At 75.3% G+C, this 18,482-nt stretch carries 14 protein-coding genes; 4 read left to right on the plus strand and 10 right to left on the minus strand.

The annotated features are described in order from the left end of the window. Positions 1–4: 4 nt before the first annotated feature. Both ACFC2L_RS17175 and ACFC2L_RS17180 read left to right on the plus strand, forming a co-directional pair. Positions 5–3,607 (plus strand): S8 family serine peptidase, encoded by a 3,603-nt coding sequence (locus tag ACFC2L_RS17175; protein WP_375825549.1) that lies wholly within the window; start codon positions 5–7, stop codon positions 3,605–3,607. Between the two features lie 105 nt (positions 3,608–3,712). Continuing rightward, the gene (locus tag ACFC2L_RS17180; protein WP_375825550.1) at positions 3,713–4,402 is read left to right on the plus strand and encodes a DUF4241 domain-containing protein; all 690 of its coding nucleotides are present in this window, start codon (positions 3,713–3,715) and stop codon (positions 4,400–4,402) included. A 105-nt stretch (positions 4,403–4,507) separates the two neighbouring features. Here ACFC2L_RS17180 and ACFC2L_RS17185 read toward each other — a convergent pair whose 3' ends face one another. The 9 genes from ACFC2L_RS17185 to ACFC2L_RS17225 all read right to left on the minus strand — a co-directional run bounded on the left by ACFC2L_RS17185 (position 4,508) and on the right by ACFC2L_RS17225 (position 14,309). Continuing rightward, positions 4,508–5,926, minus strand: a complete 1,419-nt coding sequence (locus tag ACFC2L_RS17185) for an alkaline phosphatase family protein (RefSeq protein ID WP_375825551.1) — start codon at positions 5,924–5,926, stop codon at positions 4,508–4,510. Then, positions 5,923–7,227 carry a metabolite traffic protein EboE gene (gene eboE, locus ACFC2L_RS17190; RefSeq protein WP_375825552.1) on the minus strand — a complete coding sequence of 435 codons (1,305 nt, stop codon included), beginning with the start codon at positions 7,225–7,227 and terminating at the stop codon, positions 5,923–5,925. The genes ACFC2L_RS17185 and eboE overlap by 4 nt, the downstream gene beginning before the upstream one ends. Positions 7,228–7,255: 28 nt before the next feature. Further along, positions 7,256–8,134, minus strand: coding sequence for a TatD family hydrolase (locus tag ACFC2L_RS17195; RefSeq protein ID WP_375825553.1), 879 nt, complete (start codon positions 8,132–8,134; stop codon positions 7,256–7,258). Further along, positions 8,134–8,835 carry an EboA domain-containing protein gene (locus ACFC2L_RS17200; protein ID WP_375825554.1) on the minus strand — a complete coding sequence of 234 codons (702 nt, stop codon included), beginning with the start codon at positions 8,833–8,835 and terminating at the stop codon, positions 8,134–8,136. The genes ACFC2L_RS17195 and ACFC2L_RS17200 overlap by 1 nt, the downstream gene beginning before the upstream one ends. Continuing rightward, the gene (locus tag ACFC2L_RS17205; RefSeq protein ID WP_375825555.1) at positions 8,832–9,794 is read right to left on the minus strand and encodes a sugar phosphate isomerase/epimerase family protein; all 963 of its coding nucleotides are present in this window, start codon (positions 9,792–9,794) and stop codon (positions 8,832–8,834) included. The genes ACFC2L_RS17200 and ACFC2L_RS17205 overlap by 4 nt, the downstream gene beginning before the upstream one ends. Further along, positions 9,791–10,708 (minus strand): SCO3242 family prenyltransferase, encoded by a 918-nt coding sequence (locus ACFC2L_RS17210; protein ID WP_375825556.1) that lies wholly within the window; start codon positions 10,706–10,708, stop codon positions 9,791–9,793. The genes ACFC2L_RS17205 and ACFC2L_RS17210 overlap by 4 nt, the downstream gene beginning before the upstream one ends. After that, entirely contained in the window at positions 10,705–11,943 is a 1,239-nt protein-coding gene (locus ACFC2L_RS17215) for an inositol-3-phosphate synthase (protein ID WP_375825557.1), read from the minus strand. The genes ACFC2L_RS17210 and ACFC2L_RS17215 overlap by 4 nt, the downstream gene beginning before the upstream one ends. A gap of 290 nt (positions 11,944–12,233) precedes the next feature. Beyond that, positions 12,234–13,688, minus strand: coding sequence for a hypothetical protein (locus ACFC2L_RS17220; RefSeq protein ID WP_375825558.1), 1,455 nt, complete (start codon positions 13,686–13,688; stop codon positions 12,234–12,236). Between the two features lie 69 nt (positions 13,689–13,757). Further along, complete coding sequence (locus ACFC2L_RS17225) at positions 13,758–14,309, minus strand: RNA polymerase sigma factor (RefSeq protein WP_375825559.1); 552 nt, start codon at positions 14,307–14,309, stop codon at positions 13,758–13,760. A gap of 140 nt (positions 14,310–14,449) precedes the next feature. On the opposite strand from ACFC2L_RS17225, the gene ACFC2L_RS17230 reads away from it, so the two are divergent. After that, the gene (locus ACFC2L_RS17230; RefSeq protein ID WP_375825560.1) at positions 14,450–16,291 is read left to right on the plus strand and encodes a DUF4012 domain-containing protein; all 1,842 of its coding nucleotides are present in this window, start codon (positions 14,450–14,452) and stop codon (positions 16,289–16,291) included. Positions 16,292–16,568: 277 nt separating this feature from the next. Next, positions 16,569–17,609, plus strand: a complete 1,041-nt coding sequence (locus tag ACFC2L_RS17235) for a hypothetical protein (RefSeq protein WP_375825561.1) — start codon at positions 16,569–16,571, stop codon at positions 17,607–17,609. Between the two features lie 95 nt (positions 17,610–17,704). Here ACFC2L_RS17235 and ACFC2L_RS17240 read toward each other — a convergent pair whose 3' ends face one another. Next, positions 17,705–18,325 (minus strand): hypothetical protein, encoded by a 621-nt coding sequence (locus ACFC2L_RS17240; protein WP_375825563.1) that lies wholly within the window; start codon positions 18,323–18,325, stop codon positions 17,705–17,707. Between the last annotated feature and the right edge of the window lie 157 nt (positions 18,326–18,482).

The raw sequence follows: 18,482 nt of genomic DNA on the forward strand, positions 1-18,482 counted from the left end.
ACCCGTGTCACTGACCGCTGCCGCCGCGAGCCTCGCCGTCGTCGCCGCGGCCGCCGCGCCCGCTGTCGCGGACCCACCGCCCGACCCCGGGGACTCCCTCGGCGTGCAGTCGGGCGCGTCCCTCGCCCCGACCGACAAGGTCGCCCCGTCCCTCGCGAAGGCGAGCGGCACCGTCACGGCGTTCGTCGAGCTCGACGCGCCGTCGGCCGTCGACCTCGCCGCGCAGGGCGCGAGCCCCGACCAGGTCGAGGCCAACGCGCAGGAGGTCGCAGAGCTCGCGGACGACGTCGTCCCGCAGCAGGCGACCGCCCGCAGCGCCGGCGCGCGCGACCCCCAGCAGGTGTCGGTGACGAGCACGCTCGTCGCGGGCGTCGTCGTCACGGGCGACGCGGCCCGCGTGCGCGACCTCGCGCGCGACGCCTCCGTCGTCACGGTCTACCGGATCATCCCCAAGAAGCCGGCGAACAAGGGCACGGACGTGTTCACGCGGGCGCTCGAGACGTGGCAGAGCACGGGCCTCACCGGCGAGGGCGTGCGCATCGGCATCATCGACACAGGGCTCGACTACACGCACAAGGCGTTCGGCGGCCCCGGCACGCAGGAGGCGTTCGACGAGGCGTACGGCGACCGCGGCACCGGCCCGGTCCCCGACGGCACGTTCGACGAGCTCAAGTTCCTCGGCGGGCACGACTTCGCCGGGTACGACTACGACGCGAGCGGCACGGTCCCCGGCACGACGCTCGTGCCGACGCCCGACGAGAACCCCATCGACTCGCTCGACTCGGTCGGCTCCGGGCACGGCTCGCACGTGGCCGGCACGACGGCGGCGTACGGCGTCACCGCGGACGGCGAGACGTTCGACGGCGACTACTCCACCCTCACCGACATCTCCGACTGGCAGGTCGGCCCGGGCTCCGCGCCCGAGGCGGGCCTGTACGCGCTCAAGGTGTTCGGCGACCTCGGCGGCTCGACGGGCGTCGTCGTCGACGCGCTCGAGTGGGCGGCCGACCCGAACGGCGACGGCGACCTGTCCGACCGCCTCGACATCGTCAACCTCTCCCTGGGCTCCGACGGCTCCCCCGCGGACGACCCCGAGAACCTCTTCATCGACCAGCTCTCGCGCCTGGGGACGTTGTCCGTCATCGCGTCGGGCAACGCGGGCGACGTGACCGACGTCGGCGGCTCCCCCGGCAACGCGCGCACCGCCCTCACGGTCGCCAACTCGGTCGGCGACACCCAGACCTTCGACGCCGTGCGGGTCGACGCCCCCGAGGCGCTCGCGGGCGAGTACCCCGCCCAGAACTCGGTGGACTACGCGGGCGGGTCGGACGTGACCGCGCCGGTCGCGTTCCTCGGCGGCGACGTCGACGGCTGCCAGGCGTTCACGCCCGAGCAGGCCGCGGCCGTCGCGGGCAAGATCGCGTTCCTCTCCTGGGACGACAACGACGCGACGCGCGCGTGCGGCAGCGCCGCACGGTTCAACAACGCGCAGGCCGCCGGCGCGGTCGGCGTGCTGCTGTCCTCCGAGCTCTCGTCGTTCGTCGCGGGCATCGCGGGCAACGCCGGCATCCCCGGCGCGCAGCTCACCGGCCCGAGCCACGAGGCGCTGCGCCCGGCGATCGAGGCCGGCGAGGTCACGATGACCATCGGCCCGTCGCTCGCGCTGTCGTCGTTCGTCTCGATCCCGGAGATCGGCGACACGCTCAACAGCGGGTCGTCGCGCGGCGTGCACGGCTCGCTCGGCATCGCGAAGCCCGACGTCGCGGCCCCCGGCACGGGGATCGCCTCCGTCGCGTCCGGTCACCTGGACGGCGCGAGCATCAAGTCCGGCACGTCCATGGCCACCCCGCACGTCGCCGGCATCGCGGCGCTCGTCAAGGAGGCCCACCCGGGCTGGGCGCCCGCCGAGGTCAAGGCGTCGGTCATGAACACCGCGACGCACGACGTCTTCACCGGGCCGTCGGGCACGGGCACCGCCTACGGTCCCGAGCGCGTGGGCTCCGGCCGCGTCGACGCCGTCGACGCGGTCGCGAACACGACCCTCGCCTACGCGTCGCAGGACTCCGACCAGGTGTCCGTGGCGTTCGGCGTCGTGCCGGTCGGCAAGGACACCGTGACCGTGCGCAAGACCGTGACCGTGCAGAACACGGGCGACGCCCCGAAGACGTACGCGACGAGCTTCGCCCAGTCCAGCACCGCGGGCGGCGCGACCGTGTCGGTCGCCCCGGCGTCGGTCACCGTCCCGGCGGGGCAGCGCACGGTCGTCACCGTGACGCTCACCGCGGACCCGGCGACGCTCGCCAAGGAGCTCGACCCGACGTCGTCGGCCGACTCCGGCGTCGGCGTGCCGCGCGACTTCGTGTCCTCCGTCAGCGGTCGCGTCGTCCTGACCCCGACGAACGGCACCGCCGCGCTGCGGGTCCCCGTCCAGGCGTCGCCCAAGCTCGTGAGCGACCTCTCCGGCGACACCGTCGCCTTCCCGGGCTCGACGACCACGGCCGACCTCGACCTCGACGGTCGCGGCGTGGCGTCGGGCGGCTGGTTCTCGCTCGTCGCGCCGTTCGAGCTCAAGACGACGAGCCCCCGCCTCGAGGCGGACGCGGCGGTCGGCGCCTCGGCGTCGGCCATCGCGGCGGCCGACGTGCGCGCGGTCGGCTTCACGTCGACCGCACCCCAGGTCGCCGCGGACGGCGGTGACCCCGCGGACGGCGTCATCGGCATCGGCGTCGCGGTCGACGGGGAGTGGGCGAGCCTCGGCTCGGTCTCGATCCCGGCGGTCGAGGTCGACGTCGACTCCGACGGCACGGCCGACTTCGAGGTCGCGGCGATCAAGTACAACAGCGAGACGGACCTGACCCTCGCGGCCACGTTCACGCTCAAGGACTGGACCGCGCCGGACGGCACCGAGTACGAGGCCGGGGACAACGTCGACCTCCAGCCGATCAACTCGGTCTGGGGGAACGTCGACACCTCGGTGTTCGACAACAACGTCGTCGTGATCCCGGTCGGGATCGGCTCGCTCGGCATCGAGGAGGGCGACGTGCCGACCTTCCAGGTCCTCACGTACTCGCCCTACTCGCAGGCCGCCGACCAGCTCGTCGACGCGACCGAGACGTTCACGGGCGACCCGTACGACCCGGCCTACTGGTTCGACGGCGGCGACCAGCTCCTGTACGTCGGGGCCGACGACACGTCGATCCCGGTGCACCGCTCCGAGGCCGCGGTCGAGGCGGGCAGCGGCAAGCTCCTGCTGCTGCACCTGCACAACGGGACGGCGACCAAGCGCTGGCAGACCGTGGACGTCACGACGTCCGCCGTCGTCGACGCGACGGTCACCGCCGAGGCGCGCTGCCTCGGCGGCAAGGCGCACGTCGCGGTCCGCGTGCTCAACGAGTCGGGCGCGACGGCCGACGTCGTGGTGACCACGCCGTACGGCGAGAAGACGTTCCCGAACGTCAAGGACGGCAAGAACGCCTACCAGTCCTTCTCGTCGCGCGCCGCCTCGTTCGACGCCGGCTCCGTGACGGCGACCCTCACCGCCGAGGTCGGCGGCGAGGAGGTCACGACGACCTACGACGCCGACTACGAGGCGCTGAGCTGCTCCTGAGCCGCTCACCGCACCGCGCGAGGGCCGTCACCCGTCCGGGTGGCGGCCCTCGCCGCGTCAGGGGCCGAGCGGGCCCGAGCCGACGGCGGCGGCTACGCTCGCAGCGTGAGCGACTTCCCCACCCCTGACACGTTCTTCGCCCTGCGCCCCGGCCCCGCCGCGGGGACGGGGCCCGCCGGAGGGCCCGGCCTGCGACTCACGGTGCACGACCTGGGCGAGATCGTCCTGCCCAGCGGCCGGCTCGAGGCCTCCGACCCGTTCACGCTGCTCGGCGAGGGTCTCGTCGTGCAGGTGGAGCCGGGCCGCTACCCCGTGCGCGTCACGGTGGCCGACGTCTCCGACGAGCAGGACGGATCCCACCTGCGCGAGGCGTACCTGAGCGTCGTCCTCGCCGACGGCGAGGTGGTGGCCGTCGAGCCGGTCGTCCCGGAGGGCGCCGACGGGCCGCCCGAGGCCGGCGCCGCGTACGGCGTGCCGGTCGACGCCGGGACGGTCGCGTTCGCGGACGCGGACGCCGTCGCCCGGCTCATGCCCGACGGCGACTGGTACGACGAGGTGTTCGACGACGGCACGGACACGAGCTGGTTCGCGCTCACGGACTCCCCCGACCACCTGCGCGAGGGGTCGGCGAACATCCTGCTCCCCGGCGCGCAGGACGGCGAGAACGTCGTGCTCTCCCACTCGGGCTGGGGCGACGGCTTCTACCCGCTCGTGCGCACCGTCGCGGCCGACGGCACGGTGCTCGGCCTCCACCTCGACCTCCTCGTCGCCCTCCCGGACGAGGACGAGGACTGACGGTCGCGCCGAACCCGGGACCGCTCCTCAGCGGCGACCGTCGCTGAGGAGGGATCCCGGGTTCGGCGTCGTGGCGCGGGAGACGGCCGGCCCGGGGGCTGCGGGTCAGACCCGGGCGCCGAGGCCCTGCAGCTCGAGCACCAGGCCCTTGATCGCCGCCGCCGGGATCTGCCCCGCGTCGGACTCGACGAGCGAGGCGACGGAGGCGGGGATCTCGGCGTCGGAGCACAGCACGAGCGGGGTGTCGGCCGACGAGTCGGGCAGCCGGCCGTGCGAGCCCTTCACGTAGGACGCGTCGAGCGGGACGGTGCTCATGGCGTAGCGCAGGCCGACCTTCTTCTTCACGAGGTTGAGGCCGGCCTTCGCCTTCGCGAGCTTGTCCGCGGGGTCGAAGAACAGCTCGGCGGGGTCGTAGCCGGGCTTGCGGTGGATGTCGACGCCGCGCGCGTACTCGGGTGCGCGCGCGTCGTCGAGCCAGAAGTAGTACGTGAACCAGGCCCCGGGCTCCGCGACGACGACGAGGTCGCCGGAGCGCTCGTGGTCGAGCCCGTACCGGGCCTGCGCCTCGCGGTCGAGGACCTCGTCGACGCCCGGGACGCCGCGCAGCAGGTCGGTGACGCGCCGCTGCAGCGCCGGGTCGTGCTGGTCCCCGAGGTAGACGTGCGCGACCTGGTGGTCCGCGACGGCGAACGCGCGCGACGTCCACGGGTCGAGCTGCTCCTTGCCGTCCTGCACGTAGACCTCGAGCAGGCCCTCGCGGCGCAGGATGCGGTTGAGGTGCACGGGCCGGTCGGCGTCCGCGATGCCGTACTCCGAGACCACGAGGACGGTCACGCCCTGGTTCGCGGCGTCGTCGAGCAGGGGCGCGAGCGTCGCGTCGAGCTCCGCCGCGGCGGCGTCGGCCTGCGGGGACGTCGGCCCGAACCGCTGCAGGTCGTAGTCGAGGTGCGGGACGTACGCCATCGTCAGGTCCGGGGCGTGCGTCCGGAGCACGTGCCGGGTGGCGTCGACGATCCACCGGGACGAGGAGATGTCCGCCGTCGGGCCCCAGTACGTGAACAGGGGGAACTCGCCGAACCGGCCGACGAGGTCGTCGTGCAGCGCCGGCGGGCGCACGTACGCGTCCGGGGACTTGCGGCCGTCGGCGTGGTAGATCGGCCGCGGCGTGACCGTGACGTCCGTCGTCATGCCCATCGCGTACCACCAGCAGACGTTCGCCGACGAGTACTCACGGCTGGCGCGGCGCGCGGCCTCCCACAGCTTCTCGCCCTCGACGAGCCGGGCGTGCTGGCGCCACAGGTACACGTCGCCGAGCTCGCGGAAGTACCAGCCGTTCCCCACGATCCCGTGCTGCGACGGGCTGAGCCCCGTCGTCATCGTGGCCTGGACGCTGCACGTCACGGCGGGCAGCACGGTCGCGAGCTCGGACTGCCAGCCGCTCGCGGCGAGCTGGCGCAGGCGCGGCATGTGCGCGAGCGCGGTCGAGGTGAGCCCGACGACGTCGAGCAGCAGCACGGGCTTCATGCGGTCCTCCTGGTGGTGGTGTCCTGCGCGCCGAACACGACCTGACCCGCTGTCGAACCCGACGTCGAGGTCGTCGACGGCTCGTTCGCGTCCTTCATGTCGTGTTCGGCGGGGGTGGGGGTCAGGTGGGTCGTGGCCCAGCGGAGCTCGGCCGCGATGCCGGCGACGAGCGAGGCCGTGGCCGCTCCCTCCGGGAGCACCGACCACGTGTACGTCTCGACGTCGAGGTGGGCCTCGTCGCCGTGCGGGGCCGCCCGCACCGCGTCGACGGCGTCGCGCAGGACGTCGGTCGTCGCGGCGAGCGGGGCGGCGGGCTCGTGGTGCAGCGGCACGTGGAAGTGCACGCGCCACGGCCCCTCCCCCGGCAGCGCGTGCCCGACGCCGTCCCCCGGCCCGGGCGCGGGCCCGTCGCCGAGGGCGTCGGGCAGGTCGTCGGCGGCGAGCACGTCGCCCGCCGCCGTGAGCTCGCGCACCTGGTGGATGTAGCGCTTCTCGGCGAACGCGCCGACGGCGGCGCGCGCGGCCGGGTCGGACGGATCGTCGACGTGGAGCGCGGCCGACGCCTGCACCTTGACGACGCGCAGCCCGGCGTCCGTGATGCGCCGCACCGTGGCCGCCGTCCCCGCGCGACGGTCGGCGAACGACACCGCGAGGTGGCACGTGTCGAGGCACACCCCCACGTGCTCGGGGTCGATGTGGCTCTCCTCGGGGACCCCGGACGCGGTGCGTGCCGCGAGCCAGGCCACGACGTCGTCCACCGTGTCGAGGACGCACCCCGGCTCGGGCTCGACCGCGACGCGCACGGTCTTCCCCGTCCGCTCGCGCAGGTCGCGCAGGCCCGCGCCCAGCGCGACGAACGCGCGCGTCGCGGCGGCGTCGTCGGCCTCCGACCAGGGCTCGCGCCACGCGAGCGGGAGCGTCGAGATCGAGCCCGCGGCACCGTCGGGCAGCAGGTCGGCCAGGACCTCGGCGCACTCGAGCGTGTACGCGAGGCGCTCGGGCTGCGCCCACGTCGGCCGGTAGACGTCGAGCTTGACGACGTCCGCGTGGAAGCCGCCGTACGGGAACGCGTTGAGCGTGTGCACCTGCAGGCCCTGCTCGTCGAGGACGGCGCGCAGCCACGCGCGGTCGGCCGGCGAGGCGGCGAGCCGGTGCGCGAGCGTCGCGGGCATCCAGAGCCCGACCCCGAGGACGTCGAGGCCCGCGGCCGCGCGGACGGGGCCCGCGTAGGTCACGAGCTGCTCGACGACCCCGTCGAGGTCCTCGGCCGGGTGGACGTTGGTGCAGTACGACAACAGCATGGTGGTGGTGCCCTTCCGAGACGGCCCGTTACGCCCGCGCGCCGCGCAGCACGGACGAGCCCTCGAACTCGACGCCCGGCGTCGGCAGGTCGCCCTCGACGAAGCCCGGCACCGGGTCGAGCACGAGGTTGCCGGACTGCCCGTAGAACTCGACCGGGTTGCGCCACAGCACCTTGTCGACGTCGTCCTCGGTGAACCCGGCGGCGAGCATCGCCCGCCCGGTCTTGAGCGTCTTGAGCGGGTCGGACCGGCCCCAGTCCGCGGCGGAGTTCACGATCATCCGCTCGGTGCCGTGCTCCTGCAGGATCGCGACCATGCGGTCCTCGTCCATCTTGGTGTCCGGGTAGATGGAGAACCCGGCCCACGCCCCGGCGTCGAGCACGAGCGCGACGTTGGTCTCGTTGAGGTGGTCGACGAGCACGTGCTCCGACGGCACGCCGGACTCGCGCACGACGTCGAGCGTGCGGCGCGTGCCCGAGAGCTTGTCGCGGTGCGGGGTGTGCACGAGGACGGGCAGGTCGACGTCGCGCGCCATCTGGAGCTGGCGGGAGAACACCTCGTCCTCCTCGGGCGTCATCGAGTCGTACCCGACCTCGCCGACCGCCACGACGCCGTCCTTGAGCAGGTAGCGCGGGATCTCGTCGAGCACCTCGCGGCAGCGCGGGTCGTTCGCCTCCTTGGGGTTGAGGGCGATCGTCGCGTGGTGGCGGATGCCGAACTGCGCGGCCCGGAACCGCTCCCAGCCCAGGAGCGCGTCGAAGTAGTCGAGGAACGACCCCACGTTCGTGCGCGGCTGCCCGAGCCAGAACGCCGGCTCCACGAGCGCGCGCACGCCCGCGGCGTACAGGGCCTCGTAGTCGTCCGTCGTCCGGCTGGTCATGTGGATGTGGGGGTCGAAGATGCGCATCAGGCGGTCCTCCCGGTGGTGACGTCAGGGGCGAGGCGAGCGACGTCGTCGGGCACGACGCGTCCCGCGGCGCGGCGCTCGGCGGCGAAGTCGCGCGCCATGCGGGCGAGCTCGTCGTCCGCGCGGTCGTCGAGACCGGCGACGGCGTCGAGGCTCACGCCCATGAACACGAGCTTGAGGACGGCGTGGCGCCACGCGTGCTGGTCGAGGTGCGCGGCCGCGAACGGCCCGACCGCCGCGGCGACGAGGCTCTGGTCGTTGGTGCGCAGCGCGTCGGCGGCGAGGTCGCGACCGACGGCGACGACCGACGGCGCCGCGCCGTCCGCGAGCGACCCCCGAGCGGTGAGCGCGTCGAGCCCGCGCAGCACCCCGCGCCGCTCGGCGGTGTCGCCGTGCTGGTAGAGGTCGGCGAGGCGGGCCGCGAGGGACGCGTCGCCGTCGGCTCCGGGCCCGAGCGCCTCGGCGAGCGCGACGACGATCGCGGCGCGCGCCTCGTCGTCGACCGTCCCGTGGACGACGCCGGCGGCGTCGGCGTCCGGGCGCACCGGGGCCCGGCCGACCTTGCGGCCGGCGAGCGCGAACGCGCGCGACACGGCCGCGGGGTCCTGCGCGACGGCGGCGCGCGCCTCGGCGAGCCAGCGCTCGCCCTCGGTGGTCGCGCCGTCCGGGGCCGCGGGGGCGGCGGGGGCTGGCTCGGTCATGGCACCTCCTGGGGGTGGTCGGAGACGGGTGGGTCCTGGTCGGGCGCGGGCACCGCGGGGCGTCGGTCCCACGCCGCTGGCAGTGCGTCACGCAGTGCCGCCATGCTGCGGCGCGCGAGGCCCGGGGCGTCGTACGAGTGGCGGGGCAGCTCGACCGCGGCGACGCCGGTGTAGCCGACGTCGGCGAGGGTCGCGAGCACGAGCGGCAGGTCGATCTCGCCCTCGCCGAACGGGCGGTGCTCGTGGTGCGTGCGCGGCATGTCGTCGAGCTGCACGTTCGCGAGGTACGGGGCGGCGGCGCGCAGCGCGCCCACCACGCCGTCCGGCTCGACGACGAGGCAGTGCCCGACGTCGACCGTCACGCCGAGGTCGGCCAGGTCCCCGGCGTCGCCGCCGAGCTCGTCGCGCAGCCGCAGCGCGTCGCCGACGGTCTCGACGAGCATCCCGGGCTCGGGCTCGAGCGAGAGCCGCACGCCGTGCTCGCGGGCGTGCTCGACGAGCCCGGGCAGGCGGTCGCGCAGGAGCGACCAGCCCTCGGCCGGGGACGCGCCGTCGGGCAGGACGCCGGAGAAGAAGGACACGCACTCGGCGTCGAGCGCGGCCGCGATCTCGACCGCGCGGCGCAGGAAGCGCAGCCGGGCGTCGGCCTCGGCGTCCACGAGCGTGGGCCGGTGCTTGCGGTACGGGTCGAGCAGGAACCGCGTGCCCGTCTCGACGACGACCCGCATCCCGGCACCGCCGTGCCGCGCGGCGAGGCGGTCGTGCAGCGCGTCGACGTCCGCGCGCCATCCGTCCGCGAACGGGTCCAGGTGCGGGAACCCGAGCGTGAGCGCGACCGCGCCGTAGCCCTCGTGCTCCAGCACGTCGAGCGTGACGTCGAGCGGGTGGTCCGTGAACCCGTTGGTGCCGTACCCGAGCGTGAACGGCACGCCCTGCCCGTGCTCCTCGCGCCCGCTCACGTCTCGCTCATCTCGGCGCGCCCGCGCCCGGCCCGGCGCAGCAGGCGACCGGCGACCTCGACGCCCGCGAGCACCCCCACCGACGCGAGGCTGCCGCCGCGCGCCGCCCAGGCGGCCTGGAGCGGGAGCATCGCCCGGATCCCGGCCTTCGTCGCCGCGAACGCGTTGCTCGCCGACGGCGTGATCGCGGCGTCCACCTGGCGCGGCAGCGCTGTCGCGAGGTACGCGCCGGCCGCCACGGCCCCGGCGACGGCCGTCGCCACGCGCGTCGCACGGCCCGGGCCGGCCCCGCGACCGCGGCGCAGCGCCCCCGCGCCGACGAGCGCGCCACCCACCGCGGTGGCCGCCGCCACGCCGGTGGCGAGGGACGACGTCGTGCCGTGCACCTCGCCGCGGGACACGAACGTCACGCCCGCGGTGTGCACCGCCATCCCCGCCGCGGCGGGCAGCGCGGCACGCAGGTGCCCGACGCCCGCACCCAGCAGGACGTCGAGGCCGCGGCACGCGGCCATGACGACGGGACCCACCACGTGCTCCTTGGCGACGGTGTCGTACGTCCAGACGCTCGCGGCGAGCGGGACGGCGACCGCGAGCGCCCGCGGCCCCCCGCCCGCGGCCGCGAGCCCCACGCCCGCGGCCGTGAGGCCCACCGCGACCTGCAGTGCGCGAGCCTCGGAGACTCGCCCGGACGGGATCGGCCGCTCCGGCCGCTCGACCGCGTCGAGGTGACGGTCCGCGTAGTCGTTGAGCGCCATGCCCCCGGCGTAGAGGCACGCGGAGGCGAGCGGGAGCAGCGCGCGGCGCGGGGTGAGCGCGTGCCCGGCGGCGGCGGCGCCCGCGAGGGTGTCACCGACCACCGAGAGGACCGCGGGGGCGCGGACGAGGTCCAGGTGGTCGTGGAGGGAGCCGGTCACGGCCGGTCGGCCGGTGCGGCGCCGACGCGGGCCGCCGCCTCGCGGACCCAGTCCGCGAGGGCGACGGTCTGCGCTGCGAAGTCGTGCACGTCGCTCGCCCACGGGTCCTTGAAGAAGAACCCGAGCTCGGGGACCGGCCCCGCGTACCCGGCGGCGTCGGCGAGCGCGAGCAGGCGCGCGAGGTCGAGCACGAGCGGCGCGGCGAGCATCGAGTCGTAGGCCGACCACGTGGTCTGCAGCGTGAGGCGCGAGCCGAGGAAGCCCTCGACGTGCACGTGGTCCCACGCGACCTTGATGTCGCCGAGGTCCGGCACGTTGTCGATGTGCAGCGGCGTGACCTGGCTGCCCGTGAGGTCCTGCAGGCCGCGCGACTTGGACACGAGCTTGCTCTGCACGGCCTCGGGGTCGGCCAGGGTCGCGCCGTCGCCGCCGCCGAGCAGGTTGGCGCCGGCCCAGGACAGGACGCGCAGGCCGCGGGCCGCGAAGGCGGGCGCAAGGATCGTGCGCAGCCACGTCTGGCCGGTCTTGCCGTCCTGGCCCGCGACCGGGACGCCGCGCTCGGCGGCGAGCTCGAGGAGCACCGGCAGGTGCATGCTCGCCGACGGCGTGAACTCCGCGAAGGGGGCGCCCGCGAGCAGGGCCGCGTACGCGGTCACGGAGCTCGGCGGGAGCACGGCGCGCTCCGGGTCCGCGAGCGCGGCGCGCAGGAGCTCGCGGTCGGAGAGCTCCGGACCGGGCTCGGGCAGCGGCTCCGTCGACACGAGGTCGACCACGACGACGCGCGCGAGCCCGTGCCGCTCGCGGAAGTCGACGATGTCCGCGGCCAGGCGCTCCGCCGCGGCCTGCTGGGACTCGCGCGGCGCGCCCTCGGCGGGGTGGGCGGAGTAGCCGGGCCGGACCTCGGCGTCGGCCCGCTCCAGCGCGGCGTGCGCGGCGGTGAGCAGGCGCGGGGCGATCATCCCGGCCTCGACGAGCTGCTCGGCGTGCTTGACCATCGAGACGTCGGAGATGTCGTGGCCACCCACGACGATGTCGCCGAACGACGGGAGCGGGGCCGACGCGAAGGGCTCGGAGACCGTGACGCAGCCCGTCGGCGCGGCACGCCCGTCCGCGATGGCCGCGAGGCCGAGGATCGCGGTGGTCGCGACGGAGCCGCGGGCGCCGACGAGCCAGAGCCCCGTGCGCGCGTCCGGAGCCGGGCGGTCTGACGAGCCGTCAGAAGCGAAGTGGTGCATCGTTGCTCCCGTTCCCGTCGGCGGACGCCGGAGCGCCGCCGAGCACGACGACGATGGCCTCCCTGCCATCGTCGGACCGCACGCCCGGACGAGGGCGTGTGAACGCTCTACGACCCGGTGGGCGCCCGGTCTGGTGCGACCCTAGCCACACTTTTGTCGAGGGTCAATCAAAAGCGTGCCTACTTTCGCGGAGCATGACGCTTGCACGATGCAAAAGCGCACGCCGGGGACGACCAGGCGGTCGGCATCGCGCGGAAACCGGCCGCCAGGTCGTCCCCGGCGAGGTGGGCTCAGCCCGCGGGAGAGAAGTCGAGCTGGTCGTCCACGACGGCCACGACCGACCACACGTTGCCGTCGGCGTCGGAGAGCTCGTACGCGGGCAGGAGCACCGCCGCACCGTCGGGCTGGTACTGCACCGCGAGCCCCAGGCGCGCGTCCGTGATCGTCACGTCCGTGACGGGCCACGCGAACCGGGCACCCTCGCCGACCGTGGGCGGCACGGTCGGCGCCTCCGGCTCGGCGGGTGCGATCTCCGGCACGGCCTGCACGCCGTCGCGAGCCGCCCACGCGATCATGCCGCCCCCGCCGAACCGCGGGTCGCCGAGCCGCTCGACCGCGTCGGCCGGGCTCACCACGTCGTACGCGCCGATCCCGACACGCGGCGCGAGGCTCCCGTACAGCGACGCGAGGCCGCTCCCGGAGTACGTCGCGCTCCACTGCGTCCCCGTGCGCCGCCCCTCGACGACCTCGTAGGCGGACACCTCGGTCGCCCGCGGCGCACCCTGGTCGGCGGGCTGCTCCGCCGCGACGACCTCGTACCCCGCGGGGTCCAGGCCGAGCGCCCCGAGCAGGTCGCGCAACCGCTCGACCGCGTCCGCACCGCTCGGCGGCGCCCCGTGGTCCGGCTCCGCGCACGCGCCCGGCTCGGCGGACGGGCTGACCGCCCCCTCCTCGCCGTCGGCCGGCAGCGGCGTCACGACCACGCAGCCCCACGGGTCGTTCGTCGGGTCGTTGTAGCTCACGCTCGCGAGGCCGTCGGGCTGCAGCGAGACGCTCGGTCCCGTCCAGTCCGCCGACCCCACGACGTAGGAGCCGTAGTCCTCGCGCACCTCGCCCGAGACCCCGAGGACGTCCGCGACGCGCTGCGCGGTCTCCTGCGAGAACACCCCGGCCGCGTCGTACGCCCACGCGTCCGCGGTGGCTCCCTGCGTCGAGAGGCCGTCCTGGTGGAACACCGTGCGCCCGCCCCAGGGACCGGGGTAGGCCATGTCGGCCGAGGCCCGGGCGTCGGACGAGAACGCCTGCCCGGTCGTGGCGTCGGCGGCGGCTCCCGACTCCTCCTGGGCCGCGCCCGCGCCACCCAGCCGGAGCGGCGCGAGCGCCGTGGACTCCACGGCCGAGTCCCCCGCGGGCGACGCTCCCACCGCTCCGGCACCGAGCGCGTAGCCGCCCGCGCCGACGACGAGCACGCCCGCCACCGCCGCGGCGACCTGGAGCGGGGCCCGTCGGCGCAGGCGTCGCGCACGACGCTCGGCGAGCTCGTCGACGAGCGTCGCCGTCGGGCCGTCCGACCCGGAGAGCGGGGCGCCGGCAACCGCCGACCGGTCACCGAAGGCCTCGGGGACGCGGTCGCGGACCGCGGCCTCCAGCGCGCTCGCGTCGGGGTCGGCGTCCGCCGCCGGGTCGGCGGCGCGCAGGCGCTCCAGGTCGGCGTCGTCGGGCTGGTCGGGGGTGTGGGTGGTCATGTCGCCCTCCAGGTACTGCGGGGCCGCGCCGCGGGGGCGCGGCCGGTCGGGTCTACCCGTGATGTGTGCTCAGGCGCCCGACTCTTGCGCGAGGGCCGCCTGCTCCGCCCACGCGGTGCGCAGCCGTGCCCGCGCCCGCGAGAGCGCCGCGTCGGCTCCCCCGCGCGACGTGCCGAGGACCGCCGCCAGGCCGTCACCACCCAGGCCCTCCCAGGCGTGCAGGAGGAGGATGCGCCGGTCGCGGACCGACAGCGCGCCCAGCGCGCGCCGCACCTCGTCGTCCTGCACGACGACGTGCTCGACGTCCGCGCCCTCGTCACCCCGGTCGGGCACCTCGGCCACCGGCACCGCCCGCGCCTTGCGCCGGTGGTTGGCGAGCACGAAGCCCGCGGTGCGGTACAGCCACGGGAGCTCGGCGCCGTCGGGCACGTCCTCGCGGCGCCGCCAGGCCGTCGCGAGGACCTCGGCCGTGAGGTCGTCGGCGTCGGGGCCCACGGAGCCGGCGGCGCTCGGCAGCCGGCGGCGGAAGTAGCGGTAGAGCGGCGTCGCGTGCGCGGCGAAGAGCGCGGCGAACCAGGCCTCGTCGTGGACGGCGGCGTCGGCTTCCTCGTCGGTCGTCACGGCGGCTCCTCGTCGGCGGGTCGGGGCTGTCAACCGCTCTGTGTCCCGGGGATCGCGTTCCTTGCACGGCGCACCCATCACCCGAACCTCACCCGCGACGGCACCGATCCTGCCAGCACCCAGCACCTACGCTAAGGGTCATGACGACGACGGAGCGGGCCGACCTGCCGCCGCGCCACACGGGCCGTCGACGCCGTCGGCACTGGGCGTCGTGGCTGGGCTGGGGCTTGATCCTGCTGGCCGTGCTCCTCGTGGTCTGCGTCGCGCTCCTCGCCCGCGACGCCCTCGCCGCGCGCGACGCGCTGACCCGCGCGCTCGACGAGGTCCCCGCGGCCGAGGAGGCCCTGCGCGCGGGCGACGTCGAGACCGCGGAAGCAGCCCTGGCGCAGGTCCAGCCCCACACCGCGACCGCGCGCGCCAGCACGGACGGCCCGCTGTGGTCCCTGGCCGCGCACGTCCCCGTGTACGGGCAGGACGTCCGGGCGTTCTCCGCCGCGGCCGCGACCGTGGACGACCTCGCCGCGGTCGTCCTGCCGTCGCTCACCCAGGTGCTCGGCGCGGTCGAGGGCGACAGCGTGACGATCGCGGGCGGCGGCGTCGACCTCGCCCCGCTCGTCGCCGCGGCGCCGGCGGTCGCTCGCGCCGCGGACGCGTTCGACGACATCGACGCCCGGCTCGCGCGCGTCGACCCCGCCGCCCTGCACCAGGAGATCGCGGAGCCGTACGCGACGCTCGTCGCGCGGACCGACGACCTGCGCCCGGTCGTGCGCACCGCCGACCGCCTCACCGCGCTCGGCCCCGCCATGCTCGGCGCCGACGGGCCGCGCCGGTACCTCCTCGTCTCGCTGAACAACGCGGAGCTGCGCGCGGGCGGCGGCATCCCCGGAGCGCTCGCGGTCCTCACCGCCGACGGCGGCACCCTCTCGCTGGAGCGCCAGGCCTCGACGGCCGACGTCCCGCCGTTCGCCGAGCCCGTCCTCCCTCTGGCGCCCGGGGTCGAGCAGCTCTTCACGGACCGCGTCGCCCGGTACGTGCAGGACACCCCCCTCACGCCCGACTTCCCCACGACCGCGGCGCTCACGGCGGCCATGTGGGAGCAGGCCCAGGGCGAGACGGTGGACGGCGTGGCCGCGATCGACCCCGTCGCGCTGTCCTACCTGCTGGAGTCCACGGGAGCGGTCCAGGTGCCGTTCGGCGAGGGGACCGCCGCGCTCGACGCGAGCAACGTCGTGCGGGTCCTCCTCTCGGACGCCTACGCCGCGCTCGAGCCCGGGGAGCAGACGGACGCGTTCTTCGCCACCGTCGCGTCGACCGTCCTCGCGACGTTCCTCGCCGGCACCGCGGACCCCGGCCTCGCGCGCGACGCCCTCGCCCGCGGGGCGGACGAGCACCGCGTGCTCCTCTGGTCCGCGCACGCCGACGAGCAGGACCGGCTCGCGGGCACGGTCGTCGCGGGCGACATCGACACCGCGGAGCGCGCGGCGAGCTCCGTCGGCGTGTTCCTCAACGACGCCACCGGCGGCAAGATGGGCTACTACCTCGACACCGACGTCCGGCTCACCGGCAGCGTGTGCACCGACGGCGGGCGGGTCGACACGTTCAGCGCCGCGCTCACGTCGACCGCGCCGGCCGACGCCGGGACGAGCCTGTCGTGGTACGTCACGGGCGGCGGCATCTCGGGCGTCACGCCGGGGAACATGCGCACGGTGGTCGTCCTGTACCCGCCGCGCGGCGGCGAGGTCGGCACCGTCCGGGTGGGCGGGGCGCCCGCCGGGGCGCTCGTCGCGGAGGTGGGGGGACGACGCGCGGCCTCGCTCCCCATCGAGCTCGCGCCGGGTCAGAGCACGGCGGTCTCGTTCACCGTGACCTCGCCTGCCGGTCCGCAGGACCGTCCCGGCGCCGACGGCACGATCGACGTGTGGACGACCCCGACGGTGTCCGCTCCCGGCCTCGAGGTGGTCCCGGTCGCCGCGTGCGGGTGACTCCTCACGGCGTCCGGTCGGGCCCGACGCCCCCCGCCCTCGCGGGTACGGCGCCGTGGAGGGACGACGGCCAGGATCACGGCTGGATAACGATGCTCCCGGCGGCCACAATTCACCCGGACGACCGTCCAGTTCGGGGCCCGATCCTCGCTATTCTGGGCGCCTGTCGCTCGACCCGTGCCACCGGCCCGTGGCCCCGCTGCATCACGGACCGCACTCCGGCGCTCTCTGTGTACCGGAACACCAGAATCCTTGAACCGAGACGGGTGAAGAAGCCATGCGTACCTCGAAGGGTCTGCGCAGCACGGGACGGGCGGTGCTCGTCGGAGCACTCTCCGCGGTCGCCGCGCTCCTGACCGTCCCCGTCGTCGCGACGTCCGCGAGCGCTGCCACCGACGACCCCGAGACGTACGTCCCGGAGATCACCGTGGCCTCGCCGGTGTGCGACGGCGACGTCCCCTACCTCGACTACGTCTTCGAGCTCCCCGCGGACTACGAGAACGACGAGACGAACCCGCTCACGATCACGTGGGTCAACCCTGACGGCGAGGACGTCGTCCAGTCCGGTCTGCCGCTCTCGGGTCGCGTCCTGTGGCCCGGTGCCGAGGTCGACGGCGCGGGCAGCCCCGTCGACTGGCCCGGCTGGAGCCTCGTGGACGGCGAGTGGGTCGTCGGCGACGAGTTCGACTGGGTCCGCGCGGGCGTGACGGTCGTGTTCGAGGTCAACCCGACGGCCGAGACCGTCGTGGCCTACCCGCCGTCGACGCCGGAGTGCGCGACGAACCCGCCCGGCACCCCGGAGCCGACGATCAAGGTCGACGTGCTCACGCCCGTCTGTGTCGAGGGCGTCTCCTACCTCGACTACGGGGTCTCCGTGACCGGGACGCCGAACTCGACCGTCACCCTCACGTGGCACAACCCCGAGGGCGAGGACGACGTCATGGCCGACCTGCCGCTCACGGGGCGGGTCCTGTGGCCCGGTGCCTATCCCGAACGCTTCGTGGACCTGCCGGCCGACGAGGGCTGGGAGCTCGTGAACAACATGTGGATCAACACCGCGACGCACGGCTGGGCCACGGGCACCGTGGACGTGACGTTCGCCGTGAACCCCGAGGTGACCGTCCCGGTGACCTACCCGCAGGACACGAGCAACTGCTTCCCCGGCGTGACGCCGGTCGACAACCCCGTCGCCGGGAGCCAGAACCCGACGCTCGCGGAGACCGGTGCGACGGTCGGCCTGTACGCCGCCATCGCGGCCGGGCTCGCCGTGGTCGGCGCGGCGATCGTCCTGCTGACGCGCCGGACCCGCAAGGGCTGACGCGCACCGCACGCACGACGAAGGCCTCGCACCCGGACGGGTGCGAGGCCTTCGTCGTCGCGGTCGCCGCGGAACGACCGGCGGGGGCGGACCGGTCAGGCGGCCGCCCAGGCGCCGGCAGCCAGGCGCGACTCCAGACCCTCGAAGGCCCAGCGGTCGACGACCAGCACCGCGCCGCCGGGGGCGTCCGGGACGTACCACTGGAGCTGCTCGACGGTGCGCACCTCGGCGCCGGAGCCGTCGACGCACGAGAGCGTCCAGCGCGCGAGCGTGGCGGGCGTGCCGGCGACCTCGGCGTCCGACTCGGACGCCTCCCCGACCGCGCGGGCCGGGAGCTGGTCGTTGCCCGGGCAGGTGGCGCCGTCGGGCACGTGGGCGGCGGCAGGGTCGACGCCGTCGAGGCCCGCCCCGGTGAGGATCTCGAAGCTGGGGCACACCGCGTCCTCGGGGCACCCGCCCGAGCGGACCTGCGTGACGCCGTCGGCGGGCTGGAGCACGGACCAGTACTCGGCCGCCGGGAGCTGTAGGGGACCGACCGGGACCTTGCCCTCGTCGGCGTGGGCGCCGTGCGCGCCGTGGTCCTCCGCCGTGGCCGGGCCCGAGCCTCCGTCGGCGGTCGTCTCGGGTGCGGACGCACCCGAGCAGCCGACGAGGAGCACCCCGCCGAGCGCGACGGCCGCCAGGGAGAGGGAGAAACGGGTCGTTCGATGGTGCACGTGCACGATGGTCGCCTTTCGCGGTCGGAGGTCCCCGCAGCCCACTGGGGGAGCCGCGGGGACCTCGTCGGTCTTGTCACGCTAACGAGAGCGGACGCCGGTCGAGATGCGTGAGTCCCACACGGTGGCGGCTCGCGGGTACGGGATTCCCCGTACC

Source organism: Cellulosimicrobium sp. NPDC055967 (genome assembly GCF_042269845.1).
Classification (GTDB): domain Bacteria; phylum Actinomycetota; class Actinomycetes; order Actinomycetales; family Cellulomonadaceae; genus Cellulosimicrobium.